Annotated in this window: 19 protein-coding genes; 16 read left to right on the top strand and 3 right to left on the bottom strand. The window is 70.8% G+C overall.

The window, feature by feature from the left end:
* The first annotated feature begins 42 nt into the window (after positions 1-42).
* From VLK66_RS17865 to VLK66_RS17835, 7 genes are all read left to right on the top strand, one after another.
* Positions 43-225, top strand: a complete 183-nt coding sequence (locus VLK66_RS17865) for a hypothetical protein (RefSeq protein ID WP_325310817.1) — start codon at positions 43-45, stop codon at positions 223-225.
* A gap of 204 nt (positions 226-429) precedes the next feature.
* The gene (locus tag VLK66_RS17860; RefSeq protein WP_325310816.1) at positions 430-2,292 is read left to right on the top strand and encodes an ABC transporter ATP-binding protein; all 1,863 of its coding nucleotides are present in this window, start codon (positions 430-432) and stop codon (positions 2,290-2,292) included.
* Positions 2,293-2,525: 233 nt separating this feature from the next.
* Positions 2,526-3,329, top strand: coding sequence for a hypothetical protein (locus VLK66_RS17855; protein ID WP_325310815.1), 804 nt, complete (start codon positions 2,526-2,528; stop codon positions 3,327-3,329).
* A gap of 46 nt (positions 3,330-3,375) precedes the next feature.
* Positions 3,376-4,170, top strand: a complete 795-nt coding sequence (locus VLK66_RS17850; protein ID WP_325310814.1) for a carboxypeptidase regulatory-like domain-containing protein — start codon at positions 3,376-3,378, stop codon at positions 4,168-4,170.
* A gap of 335 nt (positions 4,171-4,505) precedes the next feature.
* Entirely contained in the window at positions 4,506-7,184 is a 2,679-nt protein-coding gene (gyrA, locus tag VLK66_RS17845) for a DNA gyrase subunit A (RefSeq protein ID WP_414676498.1), read from the top strand.
* Between the two features lie 311 nt (positions 7,185-7,495).
* On the top strand, positions 7,496-8,362 hold the full coding sequence (locus VLK66_RS17840; RefSeq protein WP_325310812.1) for an arginase family protein: 867 nt from the start codon (positions 7,496-7,498) through the stop codon (positions 8,360-8,362).
* Between the two features lie 195 nt (positions 8,363-8,557).
* Positions 8,558-9,157, top strand: coding sequence for a shikimate kinase (locus tag VLK66_RS17835; protein WP_325310811.1), 600 nt, complete (start codon positions 8,558-8,560; stop codon positions 9,155-9,157).
* A 224-nt stretch (positions 9,158-9,381) separates the two neighbouring features.
* On the opposite strand, the gene VLK66_RS17830 is transcribed toward VLK66_RS17835, so the two are convergent.
* Positions 9,382-9,699 carry a tetratricopeptide repeat protein gene (locus VLK66_RS17830; RefSeq protein ID WP_325310810.1) on the bottom strand — a complete coding sequence of 106 codons (318 nt, stop codon included), beginning with the start codon at positions 9,697-9,699 and terminating at the stop codon, positions 9,382-9,384.
* A 161-nt stretch (positions 9,700-9,860) separates the two neighbouring features.
* Between VLK66_RS17830 and VLK66_RS17825 the strand changes: the two genes are divergently transcribed.
* From VLK66_RS17825 to VLK66_RS17785, 9 genes are all read left to right on the top strand, one after another.
* A complete protein-coding gene (locus VLK66_RS17825) occupies positions 9,861-10,136 on the top strand; it encodes a hypothetical protein (protein ID WP_325310809.1) in 276 nt (91 codons plus the stop codon).
* Positions 10,137-10,188: 52 nt separating this feature from the next.
* Positions 10,189-11,337: an MFS transporter gene (locus VLK66_RS17820; RefSeq protein ID WP_325310808.1), complete on the top strand. Its 1,149-nt coding sequence runs from the start codon at positions 10,189-10,191 to the stop codon at positions 11,335-11,337.
* Positions 11,334-12,251, top strand: coding sequence for an LD-carboxypeptidase (locus VLK66_RS17815; RefSeq protein ID WP_325310807.1), 918 nt, complete (start codon positions 11,334-11,336; stop codon positions 12,249-12,251). Before VLK66_RS17820 ends, VLK66_RS17815 begins: the two co-directional genes overlap by 4 nt.
* Before the next feature lie 307 nt (positions 12,252-12,558).
* The gene (locus VLK66_RS17810) at positions 12,559-13,275 is read left to right on the top strand and encodes a hypothetical protein (RefSeq protein ID WP_325310806.1); all 717 of its coding nucleotides are present in this window, start codon (positions 12,559-12,561) and stop codon (positions 13,273-13,275) included.
* Between the two features lie 2 nt (positions 13,276-13,277).
* On the top strand, positions 13,278-13,850 hold the full coding sequence (locus tag VLK66_RS17805) for a cob(I)yrinic acid a,c-diamide adenosyltransferase (protein WP_349260517.1): 573 nt from the start codon (positions 13,278-13,280) through the stop codon (positions 13,848-13,850).
* A 345-nt stretch (positions 13,851-14,195) separates the two neighbouring features.
* Complete coding sequence (locus VLK66_RS17800; RefSeq protein ID WP_325310804.1) at positions 14,196-14,618, top strand: BrxA/BrxB family bacilliredoxin; 423 nt, start codon at positions 14,196-14,198, stop codon at positions 14,616-14,618.
* An 811-nt stretch (positions 14,619-15,429) separates the two neighbouring features.
* A complete protein-coding gene (locus VLK66_RS17795; protein ID WP_325310803.1) occupies positions 15,430-17,280 on the top strand; it encodes a long-chain fatty acid--CoA ligase in 1,851 nt (616 codons plus the stop codon).
* A gap of 1 nt (position 17,281) precedes the next feature.
* Entirely contained in the window at positions 17,282-17,419 is a 138-nt protein-coding gene (locus VLK66_RS17790) for a hypothetical protein (protein ID WP_325310802.1), read from the top strand.
* A 222-nt stretch (positions 17,420-17,641) separates the two neighbouring features.
* Entirely contained in the window at positions 17,642-18,472 is an 831-nt protein-coding gene (locus VLK66_RS17785; protein ID WP_325310801.1) for a phosphatase PAP2 family protein, read from the top strand.
* Between the two features lie 160 nt (positions 18,473-18,632).
* Here the strand turns inward: VLK66_RS17785 and VLK66_RS17780 are convergent, their stop codons facing one another.
* Together VLK66_RS17780 and VLK66_RS17775 are read right to left on the bottom strand one after the other, a co-directional pair.
* Positions 18,633-19,439, bottom strand: a complete 807-nt coding sequence (locus VLK66_RS17780; protein WP_325310800.1) for a PPK2 family polyphosphate kinase — start codon at positions 19,437-19,439, stop codon at positions 18,633-18,635.
* Positions 19,440-19,744: 305 nt separating this feature from the next.
* A complete protein-coding gene (locus tag VLK66_RS17775; protein WP_325310799.1) occupies positions 19,745-20,842 on the bottom strand; it encodes a thiamine pyrophosphate-dependent enzyme in 1,098 nt (365 codons plus the stop codon).
* Between the last annotated feature and the right edge of the window lie 227 nt (positions 20,843-21,069).

The following is a 21,069-nucleotide window of genomic DNA, read 5'->3' as shown; positions in this document are numbered from 1 at the left end:
GGCACCGCGCCGGGGCGGCGTTCCCACACGGAAGATGGACAAATGTTCGCGCTGCTGACGCTTCCCCGCGGAGTGCCCATCGACCCCGAGCTTCCCGCCCTCGCCGCGCTGGCGGAGGACGAGGACGGCGAGCCGGCGGGGATCATCATCCGCCCCGGCCCCGCGCCCGAGCGCGTCCCCCTGCGCGACGCGCTGGCCGGGACGCGCGCGCTCGCCCTGGCGTGACGCAGGGGCGGGCGCGGGGCCGCGCCGGGCGATAGATTGGCATCGCGCCGGAGCGTACTTCGCCCGGCGGTGTATCCACCGGCTTCGCCGACCCGCTTCGATGAGGGATCGGCCCGCTCCCCACCGGCGCGTACCCACCCACGCACCCGGAACGAAAATCGACGCCGGTTCCACCGCGGACCGGCCTGGAGAGGATTGATTCGCTTGGCGACCCCCGACCCGAACGGCGGCGGCAAAAAGAAGAAGAAGGCGATGGGCTCGCCCGAGGCGTGGCGCGAGGCCCGTGCGCTGATCTGGCACCACCGGCGCTACCTGGCGCTGGGGATGGTGCTGACCATCCTGAGCCGGCTGGCGGGGCTGGTGCTTCCCGCCGCGCCCAAGTTCGTCATCGACCGCGTGATCAACGGCGGCGACACCGGGCTGCTGATGCCGCTGGCGCTGGTGGTGGCCGGCGCCACGCTGATCCAGGCGGTGGGCTCGTTCGCGCTGTCGCAGATCATCAGCATCACCGCGCAGCGCGCCATCACCGACATGCGGCGGCGGGTGATGCAGCACGTCACCCGGCTGCCGGTGCGCTACTACGACGGCACGCAGACCGGCATCCTCATCTCCCGCATCATGACCGACGCGGAGGGGATCCGGAACCTGGTGGGCACGGGGCTGGTGCAGCTGGTGGGCGGCGCCATCACCGCGGTGTTCGCGGTCGCCGCGCTCCTGTACCTCAACTGGCAGCTCACCCTCTGGATCGTCGGCATCCTCATCGCCTTTGGCGCGGTGATGGGGATCACCTTCACGAAGCTGCGCCCCCTCTTCCGCGAGCGCGGGCAGATCACGGCCGAGGTCACGGGGCGGCTGAACGAGACGCTGGGCGGCATCCGCGTGGTGAAGGCGTACGGGACGGAGAAGCGCGAGGAGCGCGTGTTCACCCGCGGCGCGCACCGCCTGTTCCGCAACGTGGCGCGCTCCATCACCGGCATCTCCGCCGTCACCTCGGCGGCCACGGTGGTGATCGGCCTCGTGGCGGTCGTGGTGATCCTGGTCGGCGGCCGGGCGATCATCGCGAAGCAGATGACCGTGGGCGACCTGTTCAGCTATCTGGCCTTCACCGCCGTGCTGGCCGCGCCGGTGATGCAGATCGCCAGCATCGGCACGCAGATCACCGAGGCGTTCGCCGGGCTGGACCGCATCCGCGAGATCCTGGGGATGCGGACGGAGGACCAGGAGGACGCCACGCGCGACCACCTGGACCTGATCCGCGGCGACGTGCGGCTGGAGCGCGTGTGGTACGAGTACAACGAGGGGCAGCCCGTGCTGCGCGACGTGACGGTGGACGCGCCCGCGGGGACCACGACCGCGCTCGTCGGCAGCAGCGGCTCGGGGAAGAGCACGCTGGTGAGCCTGGTGATGGCCTTCAACCGGCCGACCCGGGGGCGCGTGCTGGTGGACGGGCGCGACCTGGACGAGGTGAAGCTGGCCGACTACCGCGCGCAGCTGGGGGTGGTGCTGCAGGAGAACTTCCTGTTCGACGGCACCGTGGCCGACAACATCCGCTTCGCGCGCCCCGACGCCACCCGCGCCGAGATCGAAGAAGTGGCGGAGCTGGCCAACGCCGACGAGTTCATCCGCGCCTTCAGCGAGGGGTACGACACCATCGTGGGCGAGCGGGGGATCAAGCTCTCGGGCGGGCAGCGGCAGCGCATCGCCATCGCCCGCGCGCTGCTGGCGGACCCGCGCATCCTGATCCTCGACGAGGCTACGTCGAGCCTGGACAGCGAGAGCGAGTACAAGATCCAGCAGGGCCTCCGGCGCCTGCGCGAGGGGCGCACCAGCTTCGTCATCGCCCACCGTCTTTCGACGATCCGCAGCGCGGACCAGATCCTGGTGCTGGAGAAGGGCGAGATCGTGGAGCGCGGCACGCACGCCGAGTTGATGGCGCTGCGCGGCCGCTACCGCGAGCTGCACGACCGCCAGTACGCGCTGGAGAGCGACCGCTTCATCAACCCCGGCGAGGACTTCACCCCCGAGCCCGAGGTGGCCGCGCCCAAGGTGAGGGTCGCCGCGACCTGACAGCGGGCCGCAATCCAGATGCACGAAGAGGCGCCCCTGACCGGGGCGCCTCTTCGTTTATCTCACCGCTCCTTTAAATCTCTTGCGAGTCAAAGAAGTGGCGATTATGTTCGCCTTCGCCCCGTAAACTCCATCAACTTTGGGGAGGGGCAAAAGAAAGACCCCGGGATCATGCTTGCGCAGAGGATTAACCCGGGGGCTGTGCCGACAACAATACACCGGAGCCGGCCATTTTGCAAGCCCCCTACCTGGATTCGATGTGGCGCGCGCTCTCGCGCGAGCGGCTGGGCTCGTACCGCTTTCGCGGTGACGACGACGTCGGCGTGGTCTCCACGTACCTGTGGAACATGGCGCTCTCCGAGGCGCTGTATCCGGCGCTGCACGGGCTGGAGGTTGCGCTGCGGAACAGCCTGTTCGACGCCGCGCAGCAGCGGTTTGCGGGGGCATCCCATCTCCATGTTCCGTGCTGGCTGGATGCCGATCCGCCGATCCTTGCGCCGGAGGAGCGGAGCCGGGTGGAGGCGGCGAAGTCGGCGCTCCGTTCGCGTGGGAAGCCGCTGGACGCGCCGCATCTGATCGCGGAGCTGACGTTCGGATTCTGGACGGCGCTGCTGGACGTGCGCTACGAGCACCGGCAGGTGCTCTGGCCGCACCTGCTCCCGGCCGTCTTTCCCGCGGTGCCGCCGCAGATGCGCAAGCGCAAGACGATCTCGTCGCGGCTGAACCGCGTCCGGCTGCTGCGCAACCGCGCCTTCCACCACGAGCCGATCTGGCACTGGCGCGACCTGGAGGAGCAGCATGCGGCGGCCCGCGAGGTGCTAGAGTGGATCAGCCCCGCGCTCGCCGCGACGCTCGCGCCGAACGACCGCTTTCCCCGCGTGCTCGCGAGCGGGCGGCACGCCTTCCGGGACGACGTGGAGCGGGTGAGGTGCGAATCGGACGGCGTTCCCGCGAAGGTCCCGGTACCCATGCTGGTGCGGGTTGCGCGCAAGCGCCCGGGCGCGGAAGATGCCGCGTTCGACGGGCCGCCGGCGTAAAGCCGCGGGCGATGCCGGCCGACGTTCATCCTTCCCCGTCATGGCCATGAATCTCCACAAGACTATGTTCCGCAAGGGTTTGATTGCCGCCGCCATGCTGCTGCCGTCGATCGTGCTCGCCGCGCCGGCCGCGGGGCAGCGCGCGGAGCGTGTCATCGTGCGCGGACAGCTGCTCGACCGCGCGGACGGACATCCGCTCACCGCGGCCAGGGTGGCGATCCCCACGCGGAACGTGGCGGTCTACACCGACTCGAGCGGCGGCTTCGTGCTGCCCCCCATGCCGGCGGGGACGTACGACGTGGAGATGGAGCGGCTGGGGTACCACGCCATCCGCGCCAACCTGACGCTGGAGAAGGACGACTCGGTGGTGGTGCGGCTGGCGCCGGAGCCGCTGGCGCTGGAGGAGCTGAAGGTGTTCGGCAACAGCCTGCTGACGCGCACCGAGCGGTCGACGGTGAGCGCGCGCTCGTTCGACGCGCGGATGTTCGACACGTACTCCGGCGGGAACACGCTGGCGTTCCTGGGCGACTACGCGGGGATCCACGCCATGCCGTGCACCGCGACGGCGCCGGGCTCCAACTGCGCCACCATCCGCGGGCTCCCCGAATCGGTGGGAGTGTGGATCGACGGCCAGCCATCGATGTTCGGGCTGGAGGAGCTGCGGACGATTCCCGCGCAGGAGATCTTCCACATCAACGTGTACATGGGCGGCGCGCTGGTGGAGGTCATCACCCGCGAATACGCGCGGGAGGAGGCGCACCACCGCATCAAGCACCCGCTTCCGCCTTTCATCACCATGCGCGCCGTGCAGCTGCAGGGGAGGATCCAGAGCCAGCAGTGAGGTGCGAGGGGCGGCTGAAGCCGCAGCAACAACGACGGGCCGCGGACACGATCCGCGGCCCCGCAATTATTTTGACGCACTTCCGCACTTCCGCACTTCCGCACTTCCGCACTTCCGCACTTCCGCACTTCCGCACTTCCCCTGTCCACCGCGTCGTCGCAACTGGCGGAAAGGCGTGGCGGCGCGTAGCTTCCCGGGTCCCTCGCGCGCGCCCGCGCACGGGCACGCAGCCCGCCTTCCGGGGTATCAGTCCGGGTCCCGCGAACCACGCCGGGACAAGGTTCTCCGACGCTCCCACGACACGCTGAATGGCCGACGACATCACGCCCCCCGACATGCCCGAGAACGGCGACGAGGCGAACGTTCCCGGGCCCACCGCCCGGGTCCTGCCGCGCCTGATCGAAGACGAGATGCGCGAGTCGTTCATCGACTATTCGATGAGCGTGATCGTGCAGCGCGCCCTTCCCGACGTGCGCGACGGGCTGAAGCCGGTGCACCGGCGCATCCTGTTCGCCATGCACGAGGCCGGGCTGGCCCCCAACCGCCCCTACAAGAAGAGCGCGACCGTGGTCGGCGACGTGCTGGGCAAGTACCACCCGCACGGCGACGCGTCGGTGTACGACTCGCTCGTGCGCATGGTGCAGGACTTCTCGCTGCGCTACCCGCTGGTCGACGGCCAGGGGAACTTCGGCTCCATCGACGGCGACAGCGCGGCGGCGTACCGGTACACCGAATCGCGCCTCGCGCCGCTGGCGACGGAGATGCTGGCGGACATCGACAAGGAAACCGTCGACTTCGCCCCCAACTACGACGACCGGCTGGTGGAGCCGCGCGTCCTTCCCGCGCGCATCCCCAACCTCCTGGTCAACGGGTCGAGCGGGATCGCGGTGGGGATGGCGACGAACATCCCGCCGCACAACCTGCGGGAAGTCGTCGCCGCCTGCGTGCACCTGATCGACCACCCCGACGCCGACAACGCCGCGCTGATGCAGTTCGTGCGCGGGCCGGACTTCCCGACCGGCGGCGTGATCTACGGGCGCGACGGGATCCGCGAGGCGTACGAGACCGGGCGCGGGCGGGTGATCGTGCGCGCGCGGGCCGAGATCGAGGAGAAGGACGGCGGGCGCGGCGGCGAGCGCATCATCGTCACCGAGATCCCCTTCATGGTCAACAAGTCGCGCCTGATCGAGCACATCGCCGAGCTGGTGCGCGACAAGAAGCTGGAGGGGATCAGCGACCTGCGCGACGAGAGCGACAAGCGCATCCGCGTGGTCATCGACCTGAAGCGCGACGCCATCCCCCACATCGTGCTGAACCAGCTGTTCAAGCACACGCAGCTGCAGAGCACCTTCGGCGTGATCATGCTCGCCCTGCACAACGGCGAGCCCAAGGTGATGCCGCTGAAGGACATGCTGCGTCACTTCGTGGCCCACCGCCACGACGTGGTGGTGCGGCGCACCGAGTTCGAGCTGCGCAAGGCGCGCGAGCGCGAGCACATCTTGGAAGGCCTCAAGATCGCCGTCGACCACATCGACGAGGTGATCGGCATCATCCGCTCGTCGGCGACGACGGACGAGGCGGGGACGCGGCTGCGCGACCGCTTCGAGCTGTCGAACCGGCAGAGCGACGCCATCCTGAACATGCGCCTGGCACGCCTCACCGGGCTGGAGATCGAGCAGCTGGAGGCGGAGCTGGGCGAGCTGCGGGCGACCATCGCCGACCTGGAGGACATCCTGGGCGACCGCGAGCGCCGCTTCAGCATCATCAAGGAAGAGCTGCTCGAAGTGGCCGACAAGTACGGCGACGAGCGGCGCACCGACATCCTGGGCGACACGGCGGGGCTCTCCATCGAGGACCTGATCCCCGACGAGGAGATGGTCATCACCGTCAGCCACTCGGGGTACATCAAGCGCATCCCCAGCGACACCTACCGCTCGCAGGCGCGCGGCGGGCGGGGGATCGCCGGGATGGGGACGAAGGAGGAGGACTGGGTGGAGCAGGTGTTCCTGGCCAGCACCCACGACTACCTGATGTTCTTCACCCGGCAGGGGCAGTGCTACTGGCTGAAGGTGCACGAGATCCCGCAGGGGCAGCGCACCAGCCGCGGCAAGCCGGTGGTGAACCTGATCAACATCGACGCCGACGACCGGGTGGCGGCGCTGGTGCCGGTGCGCGAGTTCAGCCACGACCGCTTCCTGATCTTCGCCACGCGCAAGGGCACGGTGAAGAAGACGGTGCTTTCCGCCTACGGCAACCCGCGGCGCGTGGGGCTGAACGCCATCAACGTGCTGGAGGACGACGAGCTGATCGACGTGCAGCTCAGTGACGGCGGGTGCGAGGTGGTGCTGGCCACGCACGCGGGGATGGCCATCCGCTTCCCCGAGACGCACGTGCGCGAGATGGGGCGCGCCACCACCGGCGTGCGCGGGATCTCGCTGGAGGAGGGCGACTTCCTGGTGGGGATGGTCGTCGCCAAGCGCGGCAACCACCTGCTGGTGGTCACCGAGCTGGGCCTGGGCAAGCGCACCGAGCTGGACGCGTACCGGCTGCAGCGGCGCGGCGGCAAGGGCGTGATCAACATCAAGATGGCCGGGAAGACGGGGCACGTCGTCGCGATGAAGGTGGTGCACCCGCACGACGAGCTGGTGCTGATCACCCGCCAGGGGATCGTGAACCGGCAGGCGGTGGACGGAATCCGGCTGATCGGCCGCAACACCATGGGCGTGAAGCTGGTGAACCTGGAGAAGGGCGACACCGTGATGGACGTGGCCCGCGTGGTGAACGAGGACGAGGAGCCGCGCCCCATCCTGGCCGATGCCGACGCCGAGGGCGCGCAGGAGATCGTGGGCTCGACCGCGCTGGAGGAGATGCTGGACGTCGAATCCGAAGACGACGGCGACGAGCTGGACGAGGTGCCGCCGCCGGTGGAGGACATCGTCGACGAGCTGACCGACGACGACGGGCCCGAGCCGTTCGATGTCGAAGACCAGTTCCGCGGCGAGGACGAGAGCTGACCGGGTCTCACGCGGAGACGCGGAGACGCGGAGAGGAGTGACGGAGGGCGGAGCGCCGCGAGGTGCTCCGCCCTTTTTCCTGCGCTCTCGACGGCGATCTCACGCAGAGACAGTCCTGAGCGGCATTCCGGATCAGCGAAGATGGCGGCGAGGGAGTCCGCGAAGGCGGACTTCGGGCCGTTGTTGCCGCGAATTCATTCGCCCCTCTCTGGAGGAGCAGAGGGGGATGCTGAACGCCTCCGCTCCTCTGCTGCCCGGCGTGGTCCTGACGTTTAGATTGCGCGCATCACGCGAGACCGGGAGGTGGCGGGATGTCGATCGACCTGATCACGGTGCCGTACGACTCGGGGCATCGCGGCAAGCGGATGGGCGCGGGGCCGCTGCGCTTCGCCGAGGCGGGCGCGGCGGAGCGGCTGCGCGCGGTCGCCGGGAGCGTGCGCGAGACCGCCGTGGGCGTGGAGCCGGAGCTGGCGACGGAGATCGCCACGGCGTTCGACCTGGCGCGCGCGACCGCCTTCGCGGTACGGACGGCGCTGGGGCGCGGATCGCTGCCGCTGGTGCTGGCGGGGAACTGCTTCTCCGCGGTCGGAACGCTGGCGGCGCTCCCCTCCGCCGGCACCGGCGTGGTCTGGCTGGACGCGCACGGCGACCTGAACACTCCGGAGACGACCGTGAGCGGGATGCTGGACGGGATGGCGCTCGCGACGGTGCTGGGCCGCTGCTGGACGGGACTCGCGCGGCGGATCGACGGCTTCGCGGCGATGCCGGAGGAGCACGTTCTGCTCGCCGGCGCGCGCGACCTGGACGAGGGCGAGCAGCGCTTCCTCGACCACTCGCGCATCCTGGCGCTCGGGCCCGCCGCGGCGCGCGACCGCGACGATGCGGCGTCGCAGCTGGACGCCTTCGCCGCGCGCGTGCAGCGCATCTACCTGCACGTAGACCTGGACGTGCACGCGCCCGAGGCCGGCCGCGCGAACGGCTTCCAGCCCGCCGCCGGCCTCACCGCGGACGAGGTGCGGCGCTTCATCCGCGACCTTGCCGCCCGCGTCCCCATCGCCGCCGCCGCGATCACCGCGTACGACCCCGCCGTGGACGCGGACGGGCGGATGCTGGATGTCGGCCTGGAGCTGATGGAGCTGATCGCGGAACTCGCAGCGCCGGCCGAAGCAGGGTCGTAGCGGAGTAAACTGTCGTGCGATGAGCTCTCCCCTCCCCCCGCGGAGCGGGTGGACGGGCCGGGGGAGGGGGCCAGCCGGGCGGGCAGGATGTCGCCTCGCGGCGCCGATGCTCGTCTCGCGTTCTCCCGGCGCGCATCCTGCTCTCCGCCGCACGCAACCCGCGACAATCCTGATCCGCCATCCTCCATCGCAGCCATGAGCGACGCCCCACCGCCGCCGAATCATTCGTCCGCGCCGCCGATCCCCCGGGCGGTGGTGCGCGTCGTCCTGCTGGGCTACATGACGGCGGGGAAGAGCACCGTAGGGCAGGCGCTCGCGCGGCGGCTGGAGTGGCGGTTCCTGGACTTCGACGTGGAGATCGAGCGTCGGGAGGGACGCACCATCGGCGACCTGGTGCAGGGCGACGGGCAGTCGGCGCTGCGCGAGATGGAGGCGGCGCTCACGGAGGAGGTCGCCGAGACGCCCTACCTGGTTCTCGCGCCCGGCGGCGGGTGGATCACGCGCCCGGAGCTGCTGCGGAGGCTGGGCGGCGACACGCTGGCGGTGTGGCTGAAGGTGTCGCCGGAGGAGACGGCGCGGCGGCTGAAGATGGACACCATCGAGCGACCCTTCCGCGAGTTGGACGATCCCGTGCCGCGCATCGCGGAGATGATCGAGGCGCGCGAAGACCTGTATCGCCTCGCCGACATCTCCATCCCCACCGACGGCCGGTCCGTGGAGTCGATCGCGTACGAGATCGAGACGATCGTGCGGATGCGCGCGCTGGCGGCGTTCGCGCCGCCGGCGCAGGCGTGAAGGGAAGTGCGGAAGTTGGTGGTGGGACGATTCCGGCGCAGCGCGGCTGCCCTCTCACCGGCGGCTGAAGCCGCAGCAACAACTACGGGAAGCCTCGCAAACTGCGCGAGGCTGTTCGGCTCGGAAGCCGGCTCCGGCTGCGAGGACACCTGGGCACGCCGGCGTTCTGATCTGACCCGATGCTGTTTCGTACTTCCGTACTCCTCGTACTTTCGTACTTCGGTTCAGTCCCAATTCTCCAGCACGTCCTCGAACTCGCCGGCCATCGTAGGGTGGCCGTGGCGGTAGGCGGCGTCGATGCCCTGCTGGTAGGCGGCCTTCGCCTCGTCGTCGCGGCCCAGCTCGCGGAGCGCTTTGCCGAGCCGGCCGTACGCGTTTCCCTCGTCGTCGGTGAGGGCGAGGTATTCGCGCAGCTCGCGGGCGGCATCTTCCCATCGACCCGCCTTCTCGAACTCCAGCGCCAGGCCGAAGCGCGGCCGCGGGTCGTCCGGCCGCGACTCCGCCATCTTCATCAGCGCAGTGATGCGCGCGTCTTCCTGCACGTCGTCGTCTCCCTGTCCTCTGTCCCCTGTCCCCTGTCCCCTATCCCCGCTCGGCGCTGAATCTGCCGACCCGGCCGCGCGTTGTCACGCCCCGCGCGCGGGTGGTATCTTCCGCCCATCACGCAGACGCCGCCGCCCTGCCGCGAGAGGGGGAAATCGCCGTGCCACGACCGCGCGAGCACCTGATCGCCAACCTGGAGGCGGTGTACCGCGAGCACTACGCGCGCGCCCGGGCCGCGGGCGACGAGCGCGAGCAGGCGCGGCTGGATCTCGATTTCCGCCGCGACCAGCTGTACCTGGAAGCGATCCTGGACGTGCGCGACGCCCTCGCCGGGCCGCGCACCGCCCCGGCTGAAGGGCAAGCGAAGGGTGAGAAGTCCGTCCTCGACCAGATCAACGACCTCCGCAGCCTCGCCCGGCTCCCCTTCGGGCGCTGACGGGGCCGCCGCCGCGCGCCCGCCGGCCGCCGGGCGCTCGCCGCTGGCCGTCGTGTTCCTCACCGTGTTCCTGGACCTGGTGGGGTTCGGCATCGTCATCCCCCTCCTCCCGCTGTACGCCGCGCGCTTCGGCGCCGGGCCGGTGGCCGTGGCCTGGCTGCTGGCCGTGTACTCGCTCATGCAGTTCTTCTTCGCGCCGTGGTGGGGGCGCGTTTCCGACCGCGTGGGCCGGCGCCCGGTGCTGCTCCTGGGGCTCTTCGGCTCGGCCGCGTCGTACCTGGCCTTCGGCCTCGCCGGCTCGCTCCCGGTGCTCTTCGTCGCCCGCGCGGCCAACGGGCTGGCGGGCGCCAACGTGGGCGTGGCGCAGGCCTACGTCGCCGACGTCACCGGCCCCGAGGACCGCGCGAAGGGGATGGGGATGATCGGCGCGGCGTTCGGGCTGGGCTTCGTGGTGGGCCCGGCGATCGGGGGCGTGCTGTCGCGCTACGGCATGGCGGCGCCGTTCCTGGCCGCGGCGGGGGTGACGCTGGCCAACGCGCTTCTGGCGGTCGTCCGCCTCCCCGAGTCGCTCCCGCCCGCGCGGCGGCAGGCGCAGTCGCGCGGCTTCGGGCTGGCCGACCGCCTGCGCCTCCTCTTCGGCGGGGCGACGAGCGGGCGGCTGCGCGCGCTGTACGCCGCCGGCTTCCTGGCCACGCTGGCCTTCGCGGCGATGGAGGGGACGTTCAGCCTGTGGGCGGACGCGCGCTGGCACGTCTCCGCGCACAGCGTGGCGTACCTGTTCGCGTACCTCGGCGTCGTCTCCGTCATCGCCCAGGGCGCGCTGGTCGGGCGGATGGTGAAGCGCGCCGGCGAGCGGCGGACGGCGCTGCTGGGGATGGCGCTGATCGCCGCCGGCCTCGCCGCCGCGGCGCTGGCGACGTCGATGGCGCTGCTGCTCGCCGGCGTCGGCGTGCTCGCGCTGGGGCAGGGGATGGCGTCGCCGTCGGTGTCGTCGCTGATCTCGCACCAGGGCGGGGCGGGCGAGCAGGGGCGGCTGCTGGGCGTCTACCAGTCGCTCTCCGCGCTGGGGCGCGTGGCCGGGCCGGTGATCGGCGGCGTGGCGCTGCAGCACGTGGGGCTCTCCGCGCCGTTCCTGGCGGCGTCCGGCATCGCCGCGGCGGCGGCCGTCGTGCTGGCGCTGCTCGCGGGAGGCGCGGCGTGATCCGGCCGCCCGCGCTGAAGCCAGGCGCCCGCGTCGCGCTCGTCGCCCCCGCCGGTCCGCTGAGCGAGGGCGCGGTGGAGCGGGCGGTCGAACGGCTGGGGGGATGGGGATGGGAGGCCGTGGTGGGCGAGCACGCGCGCGGCCGCCACGGCTACCTTTCCGCGCCCGATGGCGATCGTGTGGCGGACTTCAACGCGGCGCTCCGCGACGATGCGGTGGACGCGGTCTGGTGCCTGCGCGGCGGCTACGGCGTGATGCGCATTCTGGACGCCATCGACTGGCACGCGCTGGCCCGCCGCCCGAAGCCGGTGATCGGCTTCAGCGACAACACCACGCTCCACCTGGCCATCCAGCGCCTGGGGATCGTCTCCTTCCACGGTCCCCATCCCGCGACGGAAAACCTGACCGCGTTCTCGGAAGATGGGCTGCTCCGCGCGCTCACCGGCACCGGGCCCGCGGGCGTTCTCCCGTTCCCGGACGATACCGGCCTCGCGGAGACGATCGCCCCCGGTGCGGCGGAGGGCCGGCTCGTCGGCGGCAACCTCGCGCTCGTCGCCGCGACGGTGGGGACGCGGTTCGCGGTCGACGCGGACGGCGCGATCCTCTTCCTCGAGGAGGTCGGCGAGGCCGCGTACCGGCTGGACCGCCTGCTGACGCAGTTGCGGCTGGCGGGCGTGCTGGACAGGGTTGCCGGTGTCGCGCTCGGCGGCTTCACCGAGGTCACACCCAACGGCGACGATCAGCCCGAAGCCATCGACGTCCTCTGTGATCGCCTGGGCGATCTGGGAATCCCCGTCGCGTACGGCTTTCCCTTCGGCCACGTCGAGGACAACTGGACGCTCCCCGAGGGCGTTCGGGCGAGGCTGGATGCGGATGCGGGGACGCTGGAGCTGCTGGAGGCGGGGGTGGATTGACGGGGGGACGAGAGGCGAGGGGAGAGGGGAAGCAAGGTGCGCTTCGGATGCATCCGCGCCGCCCTCTCCCCGCGCCTTAGAGCGCTCGCCCTCTCCCGTTCCGGGCGAGGGGGGCTGCCAAGCCATGCGCGGGGCCTGCAACCTCTGTCCGCACCCATGTTTCGGGGTGGCGGAGATGCGGGATGGCTACCTCTCCCGGTACGGGAGAGGTGGACGGCCTAAGCCGGCCGGAGAGGGCGCGATGCGGACGTAACGAGCCGCCGCCGACGCCCGCGCGGATGTCTTTAACTCTTTGAATTGTAGATAGATGACTACATCCCCGACCCGCATCTCCATCGGCCTGGAGCAGGGCGCGGACGGATACCTGTGGGTGCATCCGCTCGATGCAGCGGGGTGCGCGGGCGTGGGCGCATCTCCCGGCGAAGCGCTGGCGGCGTTCGAGCGCGACCTGAACGAGTGGCTGCGCTTCCTGGCCTCCGTCGGCGAGCCCGTCCCCCCGCCCGACGCCGAGCTGGAGATCGCAGTGGACGAGTGGATCGAGACCGACGCGAAGACCGCCATCGGCGAGAGCGCCGCCCTCTTCGCCGCCGACCTGCGCGCGCTGGGCGACGACGAGCTGCGGCATGGCGTGCGGCTGCTGGGCGACCTGCGCGGAACGCTGCTCGCGCGTATCCGCCGCATCCCCCGCCGCGGCGTCGACGCCGCGCTCGACGCGCCGGCCGAGGGCGGGTGGACCATCCGCCAGGTGCTGGAGGAGCTGGCCCGCGCCCAGTGGTGGACGCTCGGCCGCCTGGGCGCGTCGCCGATGGCGGAGACGCCGGATTCGACCATCGGGCGGCTGGACACGGCGATGGCGCTGGTCGTCCAGCATCTGGGCCATCTGGACGCGGACCGCCGCGGCGCGCGCGTGGAGCTGGACGGCGAGGAGTGGACGCCGCGCAAGGTGCTGCGCCGCCTGCTCTGGCTGGAATGGACGCTCGGCCGCGCCGCCGCCGCCGCGCTCGACCACGGGGAATCCGCATGACGATGAAGATCTACACGAAGACTGGCGACCGCGGCGAGACGGGATTGTTCGGCGGCGGGCGCGTGCCCAAGGACCACGTGCGCGTGGACGCCTACGGCGAGGTCGACGAGCTGAACTCCACGCTCGGCCTGGTCGTGCTGCACCTGGAGGCGGCGGGGGAGGGGGAGATGGCGGCGGGGCTGCGGCAGGTGCAGGCGGACCTGTTCACCCTCGGCGCGAACCTGGCCACCCCCGCGCCGGAGGACGGCGGCCGCGAGAACGCCTTCATCCCGCCGCTGGACGCGGCGCGCATCGAGGCGCTGGAGCGCTGGATCGACGCGGCCGACGCGGAGCTGGAGCCGCTGGCCAGCTTCATCCTCCCCGGCGGGGCGCCGGCAGGCGCGGCGCTGCACCTGGCGCGCACCGTCTGCCGCCGCGCCGAGCGCCGCGTGGTCGCGCTCTCGCACGAGGCCACGGTGGGGGCGGACGAGATCAGGTATCTCAATCGCCTCTCCGATCTCCTCTTCACCCTCGCGCGCCTGGCCAACCGCCGCTACGGCGTGGCCGACACGGCGTGGGTGCCCAACCCGCGGTGAGGGTGGTGAGAGCGGGATGGCTGGCGGGCGGTGGCCCTTCCCGGGAATGGAATTCCCGGGCAACAAAAGCACAAAGTCCGCTTCGCGGACTGCGGCCTCGCCCCCGGCGCGCTTCGGATGCCGAGGCGCAACCTTGGCGGGGATCGCGCCGAGGCTGCAGAACCGCCGCGATACCGGATGGCAGTCCCGCAGGGACTTTGTGCGGTTGTTGCCCGGGAATTCCATTCCCGGGAAGATGTCCGGATCTCACGGTTGTACGCGGCTTGCGGGGTGGTGTAGATTGGGTATCGTACAGCAGTGAACCAATCGGCGCCCCGCCGATTCGAGCCACATAACCGGAGGTGGATGATGCCTTACGACGAGCGGTTCATCACGCCCATGCGCCAGGAGCTTACGCGCCTTGGCGTGCAGGAGCTGAAGACGGCCGAGGAAGTGGACCAGGAGCTGGCCGATGCGAAGGAGCCCACGCTGCTGGTGGTGAACAGCATGTGCGGCTGCGCGGCCCGCAACGCGCGCCCCGGCATTGCCATGGCGCTGGAGGCGGCGCAGAAGAAGCCGCCGAAGATGACCACCGTGTTCGCCGGGCAGGACCTGGAGGCCACCGCCCGCGCCCGTGAGTACATCCACGGCTATCCGCCCTCGTCGCCGTCGATCGCGCTGCTGAAGGACGGCGACGTGGCCTACATGATGGAGCGCCACCAGATCGAAGGACGCACGGCAGACGCCATCGCCCGCGACCTCGTCACCGCCTTCGAGCAGTACTGCTGAGCCGCGGCTGAGCAGGAACCGGATCAGCGGATCATACCAGGCGCCCCGCGGCAGAGCAGCCGCGGGGCGCTTTGGCGTCCGGGGACCAACCGGCCGTGCGCGTCCGCGGCCTCGCGCCCTCTCCCCGCGCCTGAGAGCGCTCGCCCTCTCCCGTTCCGGGCGAGGGGGGCTGGATTGACATGCGCGCGGCCTGCAACCGCATCTTCCGCCGATGCTTCTGTGTGACGGTGATGCGTGACGGCTACCTCTCCCGGTACGGGAGAGGTGGACGGCCTGAGCCGGCCGGAGAGGGCGCGATGCCGCGGGCGCGCTCCACGCCGTTTCCCGCGCGACCAGCGCCCGGCGCGCACGCCGCAAATCGCGGTGCAGAGCGCGGATTGCAACCGATTCGGACGCATTCGTCCCCATGCATCTCATCTAATCTCAAGCATTTGCGCGCGATTTCGGCGCTGAGCTCGAACCGGAACGGATATTTCTCTTCTCCGCGGCGGGAATGTTGAACGGCCGGCGCTCTCCGCGCCGGGTTTTCTCGGTCTCGCCGCCCGCAACCTCACCGCGATCCCAGACGTCGCGGTTTGCGGGCCCAGAAATGCGCCTCCCGCCTCGGGAGCACGGGGGAGCCGGCGCCAGCCGGCTCCCCCGGCTCGTGTTCCCCTCCTCGAACGAGCGTTCGACGCCCGCCTTGTGCGGCGCCCGCCGCGCCCGGCATATTCGCGAACAATCGTGCGCCCCGCGGGGTGTATCATCCTCACGGCGATGCACTTTCGCACTCTCGCACCTTCGCACTTTCGCACCTTCTCCCCAGGCATCCATGCCCAGGACCGCCACCGCGCTCAAAACTCGCAGCCCGCTCGTTCCGCTCGCGGCCGTGGAGCGCGACACCATCCTCAAGCTCTTCCTGGACGCGGTGGACCGGTACAGGCGGCCGGACGCGCTGCAGTACAAGGCGGGCGGCCAGTGGCACCCCATCTCCCACCAGGAGCTGGAGTCGCGCGTGGCGGCGTTCGCGGCGGGGCTGGGCGAGGCGGGGATCGGGCCGGGGGCGCGCGTGGCCATCCTCTCCGAGAACCGCCCCGAGTGGGTGGTGGCCGACTACGCGGTGCTCGGCATCCACGGCATCGACGTGCCGCTGTACCCCACCCTTCCCGCGCATCAGGTGGAGTACATCCTGCGCGACTCGGGCGCGGCGGCGGTGTGCGTCTCCAACGCCGCGCAGCTGGCCAAGATCCAGGAGATCCGCCACGCGCTCCCCGACCTGAAGCTGGTCGTCTGCTTCGAGGGGCGGTGCGGGGAAGACCGGGTGCTCGGCTTCGATGACGTGGTCGCGAACGGGAAGCGGGCCATCGCCGGGGGGCGCGCGGGCGACTTCCGGCAGGGCGCGCGGGCCGTCACCCGCGACGACGTGGCGACGCTCATCTACACCTCGGGGACCACCGGCGCGCCCAAGGGGGTGATGCTCACGCACTGGAACCTGTGCTCCAACGTGGCCGCCTGCCGCCAGCACGAGGTGCTCGATCCGCAGCCGGGCGACGTGGCGCTCTCGTTCCTCCCGCTGTCGCACGTGTTCGAGCGGATGGTGGACTACTGGTACTTCGATTCGGGGATCGGCATCGCCTACGCCGAATCGATGGACAAGGTGGCCGACAACCTGATGGAGGTGCGCCCCACCGTGGCCGTCTCCGTCCCCCGCCTCTTCGAGAAGATCTACACGAAGGTGACCGGGGTGACGGGGGTGAAGAAGGCGATCGTGGGGTGGGCGCGGCGCACCGGCGAGGCGGTGGTGGACGCGCGGATGGCCGGCCGCGAGCCCGGCGCCGTGACGGCGATGCAGTACCGGCTGGCGGACCGGCTGGTGTTCTCGAAGCTGCGGGAGCGCACGGGCGGGCGGCTGCGCACCTTCATCTCCGGCGGCGCGCCGCTGGCGCCGGGGATCGCGCGCTTCTTCTGGGCCGCCGGCCTCCCCGTCTACGAGGGGTACGGGCTGACGGAAACCTCGCCCGTGATCGCGGTGAACAAGCCGGCGAAGTGGCGGCTGGGGACGGTGGGCCCCATCGTCCCCGGCGTGGAGGCGGCGATCAGCGACGAGGGCGAGATCCTGACCCGCGGCCCGCACGTGATGAAGGGGTACTGGAACAACCCCGACGCCACGGCCGAGCTGATTGACGAGGACGGCTGGTTCCACACCGGCGACATCGGCGAGCTGGAGGACGGCTTCCTGCGCATCACCGACCGGCTGAAGAACATCATCGTGACCGCCGGCGGAAAGAACGTGGCCCCCGCGCCCATCGAGAACCTGGCGGCGATGTCGCCCTACGTGGCGCAGGTGGTGATGATCGGCGACCGGCGCGCCTTCCCCAGCCTGCTCGTGGTTCCCGACTACGAGCAGCTGGACGCCTGGGCGAAGGGGCAGGCGATGGAGACGGCGGACCGCGAGGCGCTGGCCCGCCAGCCGAAGGTGCAGGAGTTGTTCGAGCGCGAGACGCTGGGGCGGCTGACCGGCTTCGCGCGCTACGAGGTGCCCAAGAAGGTGCTGGTGATCCCCGAGGAGTTCACCATCGACAACGGCCTGCTGACGCCCAAGCTCAGCATCAAGCGCCACCTGGTCGAGAAGAAGTACGCCGACGACATCGACCGTCTCTACACCGGCCACTCGCCGGACTGAGATGAATCCTCTCCAGGAACTCGTGATCGATGTCGTGATGGGCTGGATCGCCGCCGAGCGCCTCCTCGCGATCTTTCACGACGGCGCTCGGTTGATCGACGAGGAGGAATTCTGGCGCCGGGCCGGAATGGAGAGTTGATCGAAAAGGATTGGAAGGCTGACGCAGGCGGCGGATCGTGCACGGTTCGCCCGCCTTTGCGTTTCTGCTGCCGTCGCGCCCTCTCCACGAGCCGGCGCGGGTCGAGGTGCATCTCCTGCTCGCCGTCATCCTGCTGCAAGGAAGCCGGGGGTACGTTACGATGCGGCAGTGTCCTTGCGTTTGCGGGGATGTGGGGCGGAGGATGAGGGAACCTTGGGGGGGATGACGATGACGCGACGGTGGATGGCGGCGCTCGCGGGCGCCATGCTGGCGGCGGCTCCGGCGGGCGGGCAGACGCTGAACGCGCCCGACACGGCGGCGCAGCGCAGCCCGCACCTGTTCCGGCACCGCGACCTGCTGATCGCGGGCGGGTTCGTGGCCGGCGCGGTGGTGATGTCGCCGCTGGACCGTGCGCTCGCGCGCTCGCTGCAGGACTCGTCGGTGCAGACCAACCGGGTGCTGTCGAAGAGCGCCAACGGCGTGCGGCTGCTGGGCGCGCCGGGCTCGCTCATCATCTCGGGCGGGCTGTACGCGGCGGGGCGCGCGTTCGGGCGGCCGCACCTGGCCGACACGGGGCTGCACACCTTCGAGTCCGTCATGATGGCCGAGGCCATCACCACGCTGACCAAGGGCGTCGTGGGGCGCTCGCGGCCGTACGCAAGCCCGCGCGACCCATTCGACTACGGCTTCGGGCGCGGCTTCCACGGCGACAAGCACCAGTCCATGCCCAGCGGCCACACCAGCGCCGCCTTCGCGGCCGCGGCGGCGGGCGCGAGCGAGATCGGGCACTGGTGGCCGCGGCACCGCACGCTGGCCGCGGTGGGGCTGTACTCGGCGGCCAGCCTGGTCGGCATCAGCCGGATGTACAACAACAAGCACTGGGCGAGCGACGTGGTGGTGGGCGCGGGGATCGGCGCGTTCAGCGGCTGGAAGGTCGTGGGCTACACGCACGCGCATCCCAACAACCCCGTCGACCGCCTCCTCCTCGGCGCCCGCGTGGCCCCCGCGGGGAACGGCGGAATGGCGATCATGTGGTCGGCGCCGACGCGGTGAATCTCCCCAGAGTACGAAACCGGCATCGCAAGGGCGGCTGAAGCCGCGGCAACAACGACGGAAAGCCTCGCAAACCGCGCGAGGCTTCAATGCAGAACGAGACAGGCACGAGCGCGGAGTTCCGGCTCGTGCCTGTCGTGCGTCTGCGCGTGCCGAAGATCTACTCGATCTTGTCGCGCCAGGAGAGGACTTCGGGATCGGCCTTGGGGAACTGGGGATCCATCTTCCGCAGCATGCGGACGACGGTGCGCGCGACCAGGTAGTCGCGCACGCGCTTGTCGTCGGAGGGGACGACGAACCACGGCGCCCACGGCGTGCTGCACCGCGAGATCAGGTCGCGGTAGGCGCGGCTGTACTCGCGCCACTTGGCGCGCGCGGCCAGGTCGCCCGCGCGGAACTTCCAGTTCTTGGTGGGATCGTCCAGCCGCGCCAGCAGCCGCTCCTTCTGCTCGTCCCGCGAGACGTGCAGGAAGAACTTGAGGATGGTGACGCCGTTCTCGGCCAGCATCCGCTCGAAGTCGTTGATCTGCCGGTAGCGCTTCTTCCACACTTTCGGCGGCACCAGCTCCTCCACCCGCGGCACCAGCACGTCCTCGTAGTGCGAGCGGTTGAAGATGCCGATGTACCCCTTCTGCGGAACGAAGTGGTGCACGCGCCAGAGGTAGTCGTGCGCCAGCTCGTCCTCGCTGGGCGCCTTGAAGCTGGCCACGTACGAGCCCTGCGGGTTCAGCGGGCCGAACACGCGCTTGATCGCCCCGTCCTTGCCGCCCGCGTCGCGCGCCTGGAAGACGACCAGGAGCGAGCGTTTGGCCTCGGCGTAGAGTGCGGTCTGGTAGGTGGACAGGCGCTCGGCGAGCTTGGCCAGCCGCTGCTCCAGCTCGTCGTCGTCGGGCAGCCCGGCGGGGCGCGCGGCATCCTCGTCGCGCAGCCGCACGCGCTCGCGCTGCTTCACCGCCTTCAGCTTCATTCCCCCTCCCGTTGCAGGTCTCCGGCGCCGCTCACGGCCGAACGACGACTCCGCGCACATCCCGAGCCGACGTGCTTTCCAGCGATGGATCTGTCGGCCTGCAACCGGCTGCGCGGAAACCGGTAGAGGTATGGCCGGCGTGGATGAAAAGGTTCCGGCGCAGGCGATCACCGGCGACTGAAGTCGCAGCAACAACTACGGGAAGCCTCGCAAACTGCGCGAGGCTGTTCCGCGCACTCCGCGGCATCGGCGCTCATCGCCGATCACCTTTCATCCTCCCCCGACCCGCTCTGCGCGGGGACGACTCACGCCGCGGCGTAGACGCCCAGCTCGGCGCTTTCGCCCGCCGGCATCGCCGCGTCGCGGCTCTTCAGCGCCTCCTCGGCGGCGGCGTCGACCTCGGCGGTGACCTCGGCCTCGATGCGCTCCAGCACGTCGCGGGCAATGCCCTCGCCCTCGAGCCATGCCTCGTACATCCCCACCGGGTCGCGCTTCCCCCACTCGCGGAAGGTGTCGGCGGAGAACAGGCTGCGCGCCTCGCGCTCGTCGTGCGTGGCGTGGCCGCCCATGCGGAAGGTGTCGGTCACCAGCAGCGTGGCGCCCTCGCCGGCGCGGGCGCGGTCGGCGGCCACGCGCGCGGCGCCGTACGCGTCCAGCACGTGGTTGCCGTCGAAGCGCCCGCCGGCCAGGCCGTACATGGCCGGCCAGTCGTCGAAGGCGCCGGCCGAATGCACGGCCACCCGCGTTCCCAGCGCCACCTGGTTGTTCTGGATGATGAAGATCACCGGGAGCCGCTTGACCCCCGCGAAGTTCAGCGCCTCGTGGATCCCGGCGTGCTTGGTCGACCCGTCGCCGATCCAGGTCATCCCCACGCGGTCCTGCCCGCGCTGCAGGAACGAGAGCGCGATCCCGCTGATCACCGGCGGCACGTCGCCGATGTTGGAGATGGGCGAGAGCACGCCGTAGCGCAGGTCGCCCACGTGCAGGTCGCGCCCGCCGTTGGGCCCGTCGGCGGTGCCCAGGTAGGTGCGGAAGATCTCGGCGATGGGCATCCCCATCTCGTGGCACGAGCCCGCGTTGCGGATCATGGGCGCCACCACGTCGTGGTCCGGGCCGCTGCGCCGCAGCGCGTGCACGGGGCCGATGGTCACGGCCTCCTCGCCGGTGCCCAGCCACGCCTTGCTGATCACCCCGTTCTTCACCCAGCGCTTCAGCGCCACGTCGTGCAGCCGGTTGCGCAAAAGGCCGGCGTAGATCGCCAGCAGCCCGTCCTGCGACAGCGCGCGGATGGCGGCGCGGCGCTCGGGGTCGGCGTCGATGCGCTCGCGGTACTGCCGCAGCAGCTCGGGGTCGGCGGTCCAGTCCAGGTACTCGGGGGGATCGTACGCGGCAAAGCGCTTCATCGGTGCGGCAACGGCAGGCGGTTCAAGGAGATGCGGAACGGAGCGGAGCATACGCCCGGGGCGCGTGGGCGGCAAGGGCGGGGAGGAGGAGTGCTGAGTGCTGGGTGCTGAGTGCTGAGTGCTGAGTGCGCGGCCGGCACCCGGGAATGGAATTCCCGGGCAACAAAAGCACAAAGTCCCTTCGGGACTGTAGCTCCGGCATCCCGGCACCTCACTGATGCTGGTGC

The sequence above is a fragment of the Longimicrobium sp. genome (genome assembly GCF_035474595.1).
In the GTDB taxonomy this organism is placed as follows: Bacteria; Gemmatimonadota; Gemmatimonadetes; order Longimicrobiales; family Longimicrobiaceae; genus Longimicrobium.
The sequence above is the reverse complement of the archived record's forward strand: the minus strand, read 5'-3'. Positions and strand labels throughout refer to the sequence as shown.

What these genes read in the sequence shown, in the direction of transcription:
- VLK66_RS17865 (WP_325310817.1), top strand. Translation starts at nt 43, where the DNA reads ATGTTCGCGCTGCTGACGCTTCCCCGCGGAGTGCCCATCGACCCCGAG.
- VLK66_RS17850 (WP_325310814.1), top strand. Translation starts at nt 3,376, where the DNA reads ATGAATCTCCACAAGACTATGTTCCGCAAGGGTTTGATTGCCGCCGCC.
- gyrA (WP_414676498.1), top strand. Translation starts at nt 4,506, where the DNA reads ATGCCCGAGAACGGCGACGAGGCGAACGTTCCCGGGCCCACCGCCCGG.
- VLK66_RS17840 (WP_325310812.1), top strand. Translation starts at nt 7,496, where the DNA reads ATGTCGATCGACCTGATCACGGTGCCGTACGACTCGGGGCATCGCGGC.
- VLK66_RS17835 (WP_325310811.1), top strand. Translation starts at nt 8,558, where the DNA reads ATGAGCGACGCCCCACCGCCGCCGAATCATTCGTCCGCGCCGCCGATC.
- VLK66_RS17810 (WP_325310806.1), top strand. Translation starts at nt 12,559, where the DNA reads ATGACTACATCCCCGACCCGCATCTCCATCGGCCTGGAGCAGGGCGCG.
- VLK66_RS17805 (WP_349260517.1), top strand. Translation starts at nt 13,278, where the DNA reads ATGAAGATCTACACGAAGACTGGCGACCGCGGCGAGACGGGATTGTTC.
- VLK66_RS17800 (WP_325310804.1), top strand. Translation starts at nt 14,196, where the DNA reads ATGATGCCTTACGACGAGCGGTTCATCACGCCCATGCGCCAGGAGCTT.
- VLK66_RS17795 (WP_325310803.1), top strand. Translation starts at nt 15,430, where the DNA reads ATGCCCAGGACCGCCACCGCGCTCAAAACTCGCAGCCCGCTCGTTCCG.
- VLK66_RS17790 (WP_325310802.1), top strand. Translation starts at nt 17,282, where the DNA reads ATGAATCCTCTCCAGGAACTCGTGATCGATGTCGTGATGGGCTGGATC.
- VLK66_RS17785 (WP_325310801.1), top strand. Translation starts at nt 17,642, where the DNA reads ATGACGATGACGCGACGGTGGATGGCGGCGCTCGCGGGCGCCATGCTG.
- VLK66_RS17780 (WP_325310800.1), bottom strand. Translation starts at nt 19,439, where the DNA reads ATGAAGCTGAAGGCGGTGAAGCAGCGCGAGCGCGTGCGGCTGCGCGAC.
- VLK66_RS17775 (WP_325310799.1), bottom strand. Translation starts at nt 20,842, where the DNA reads ATGAAGCGCTTTGCCGCGTACGATCCCCCCGAGTACCTGGACTGGACC.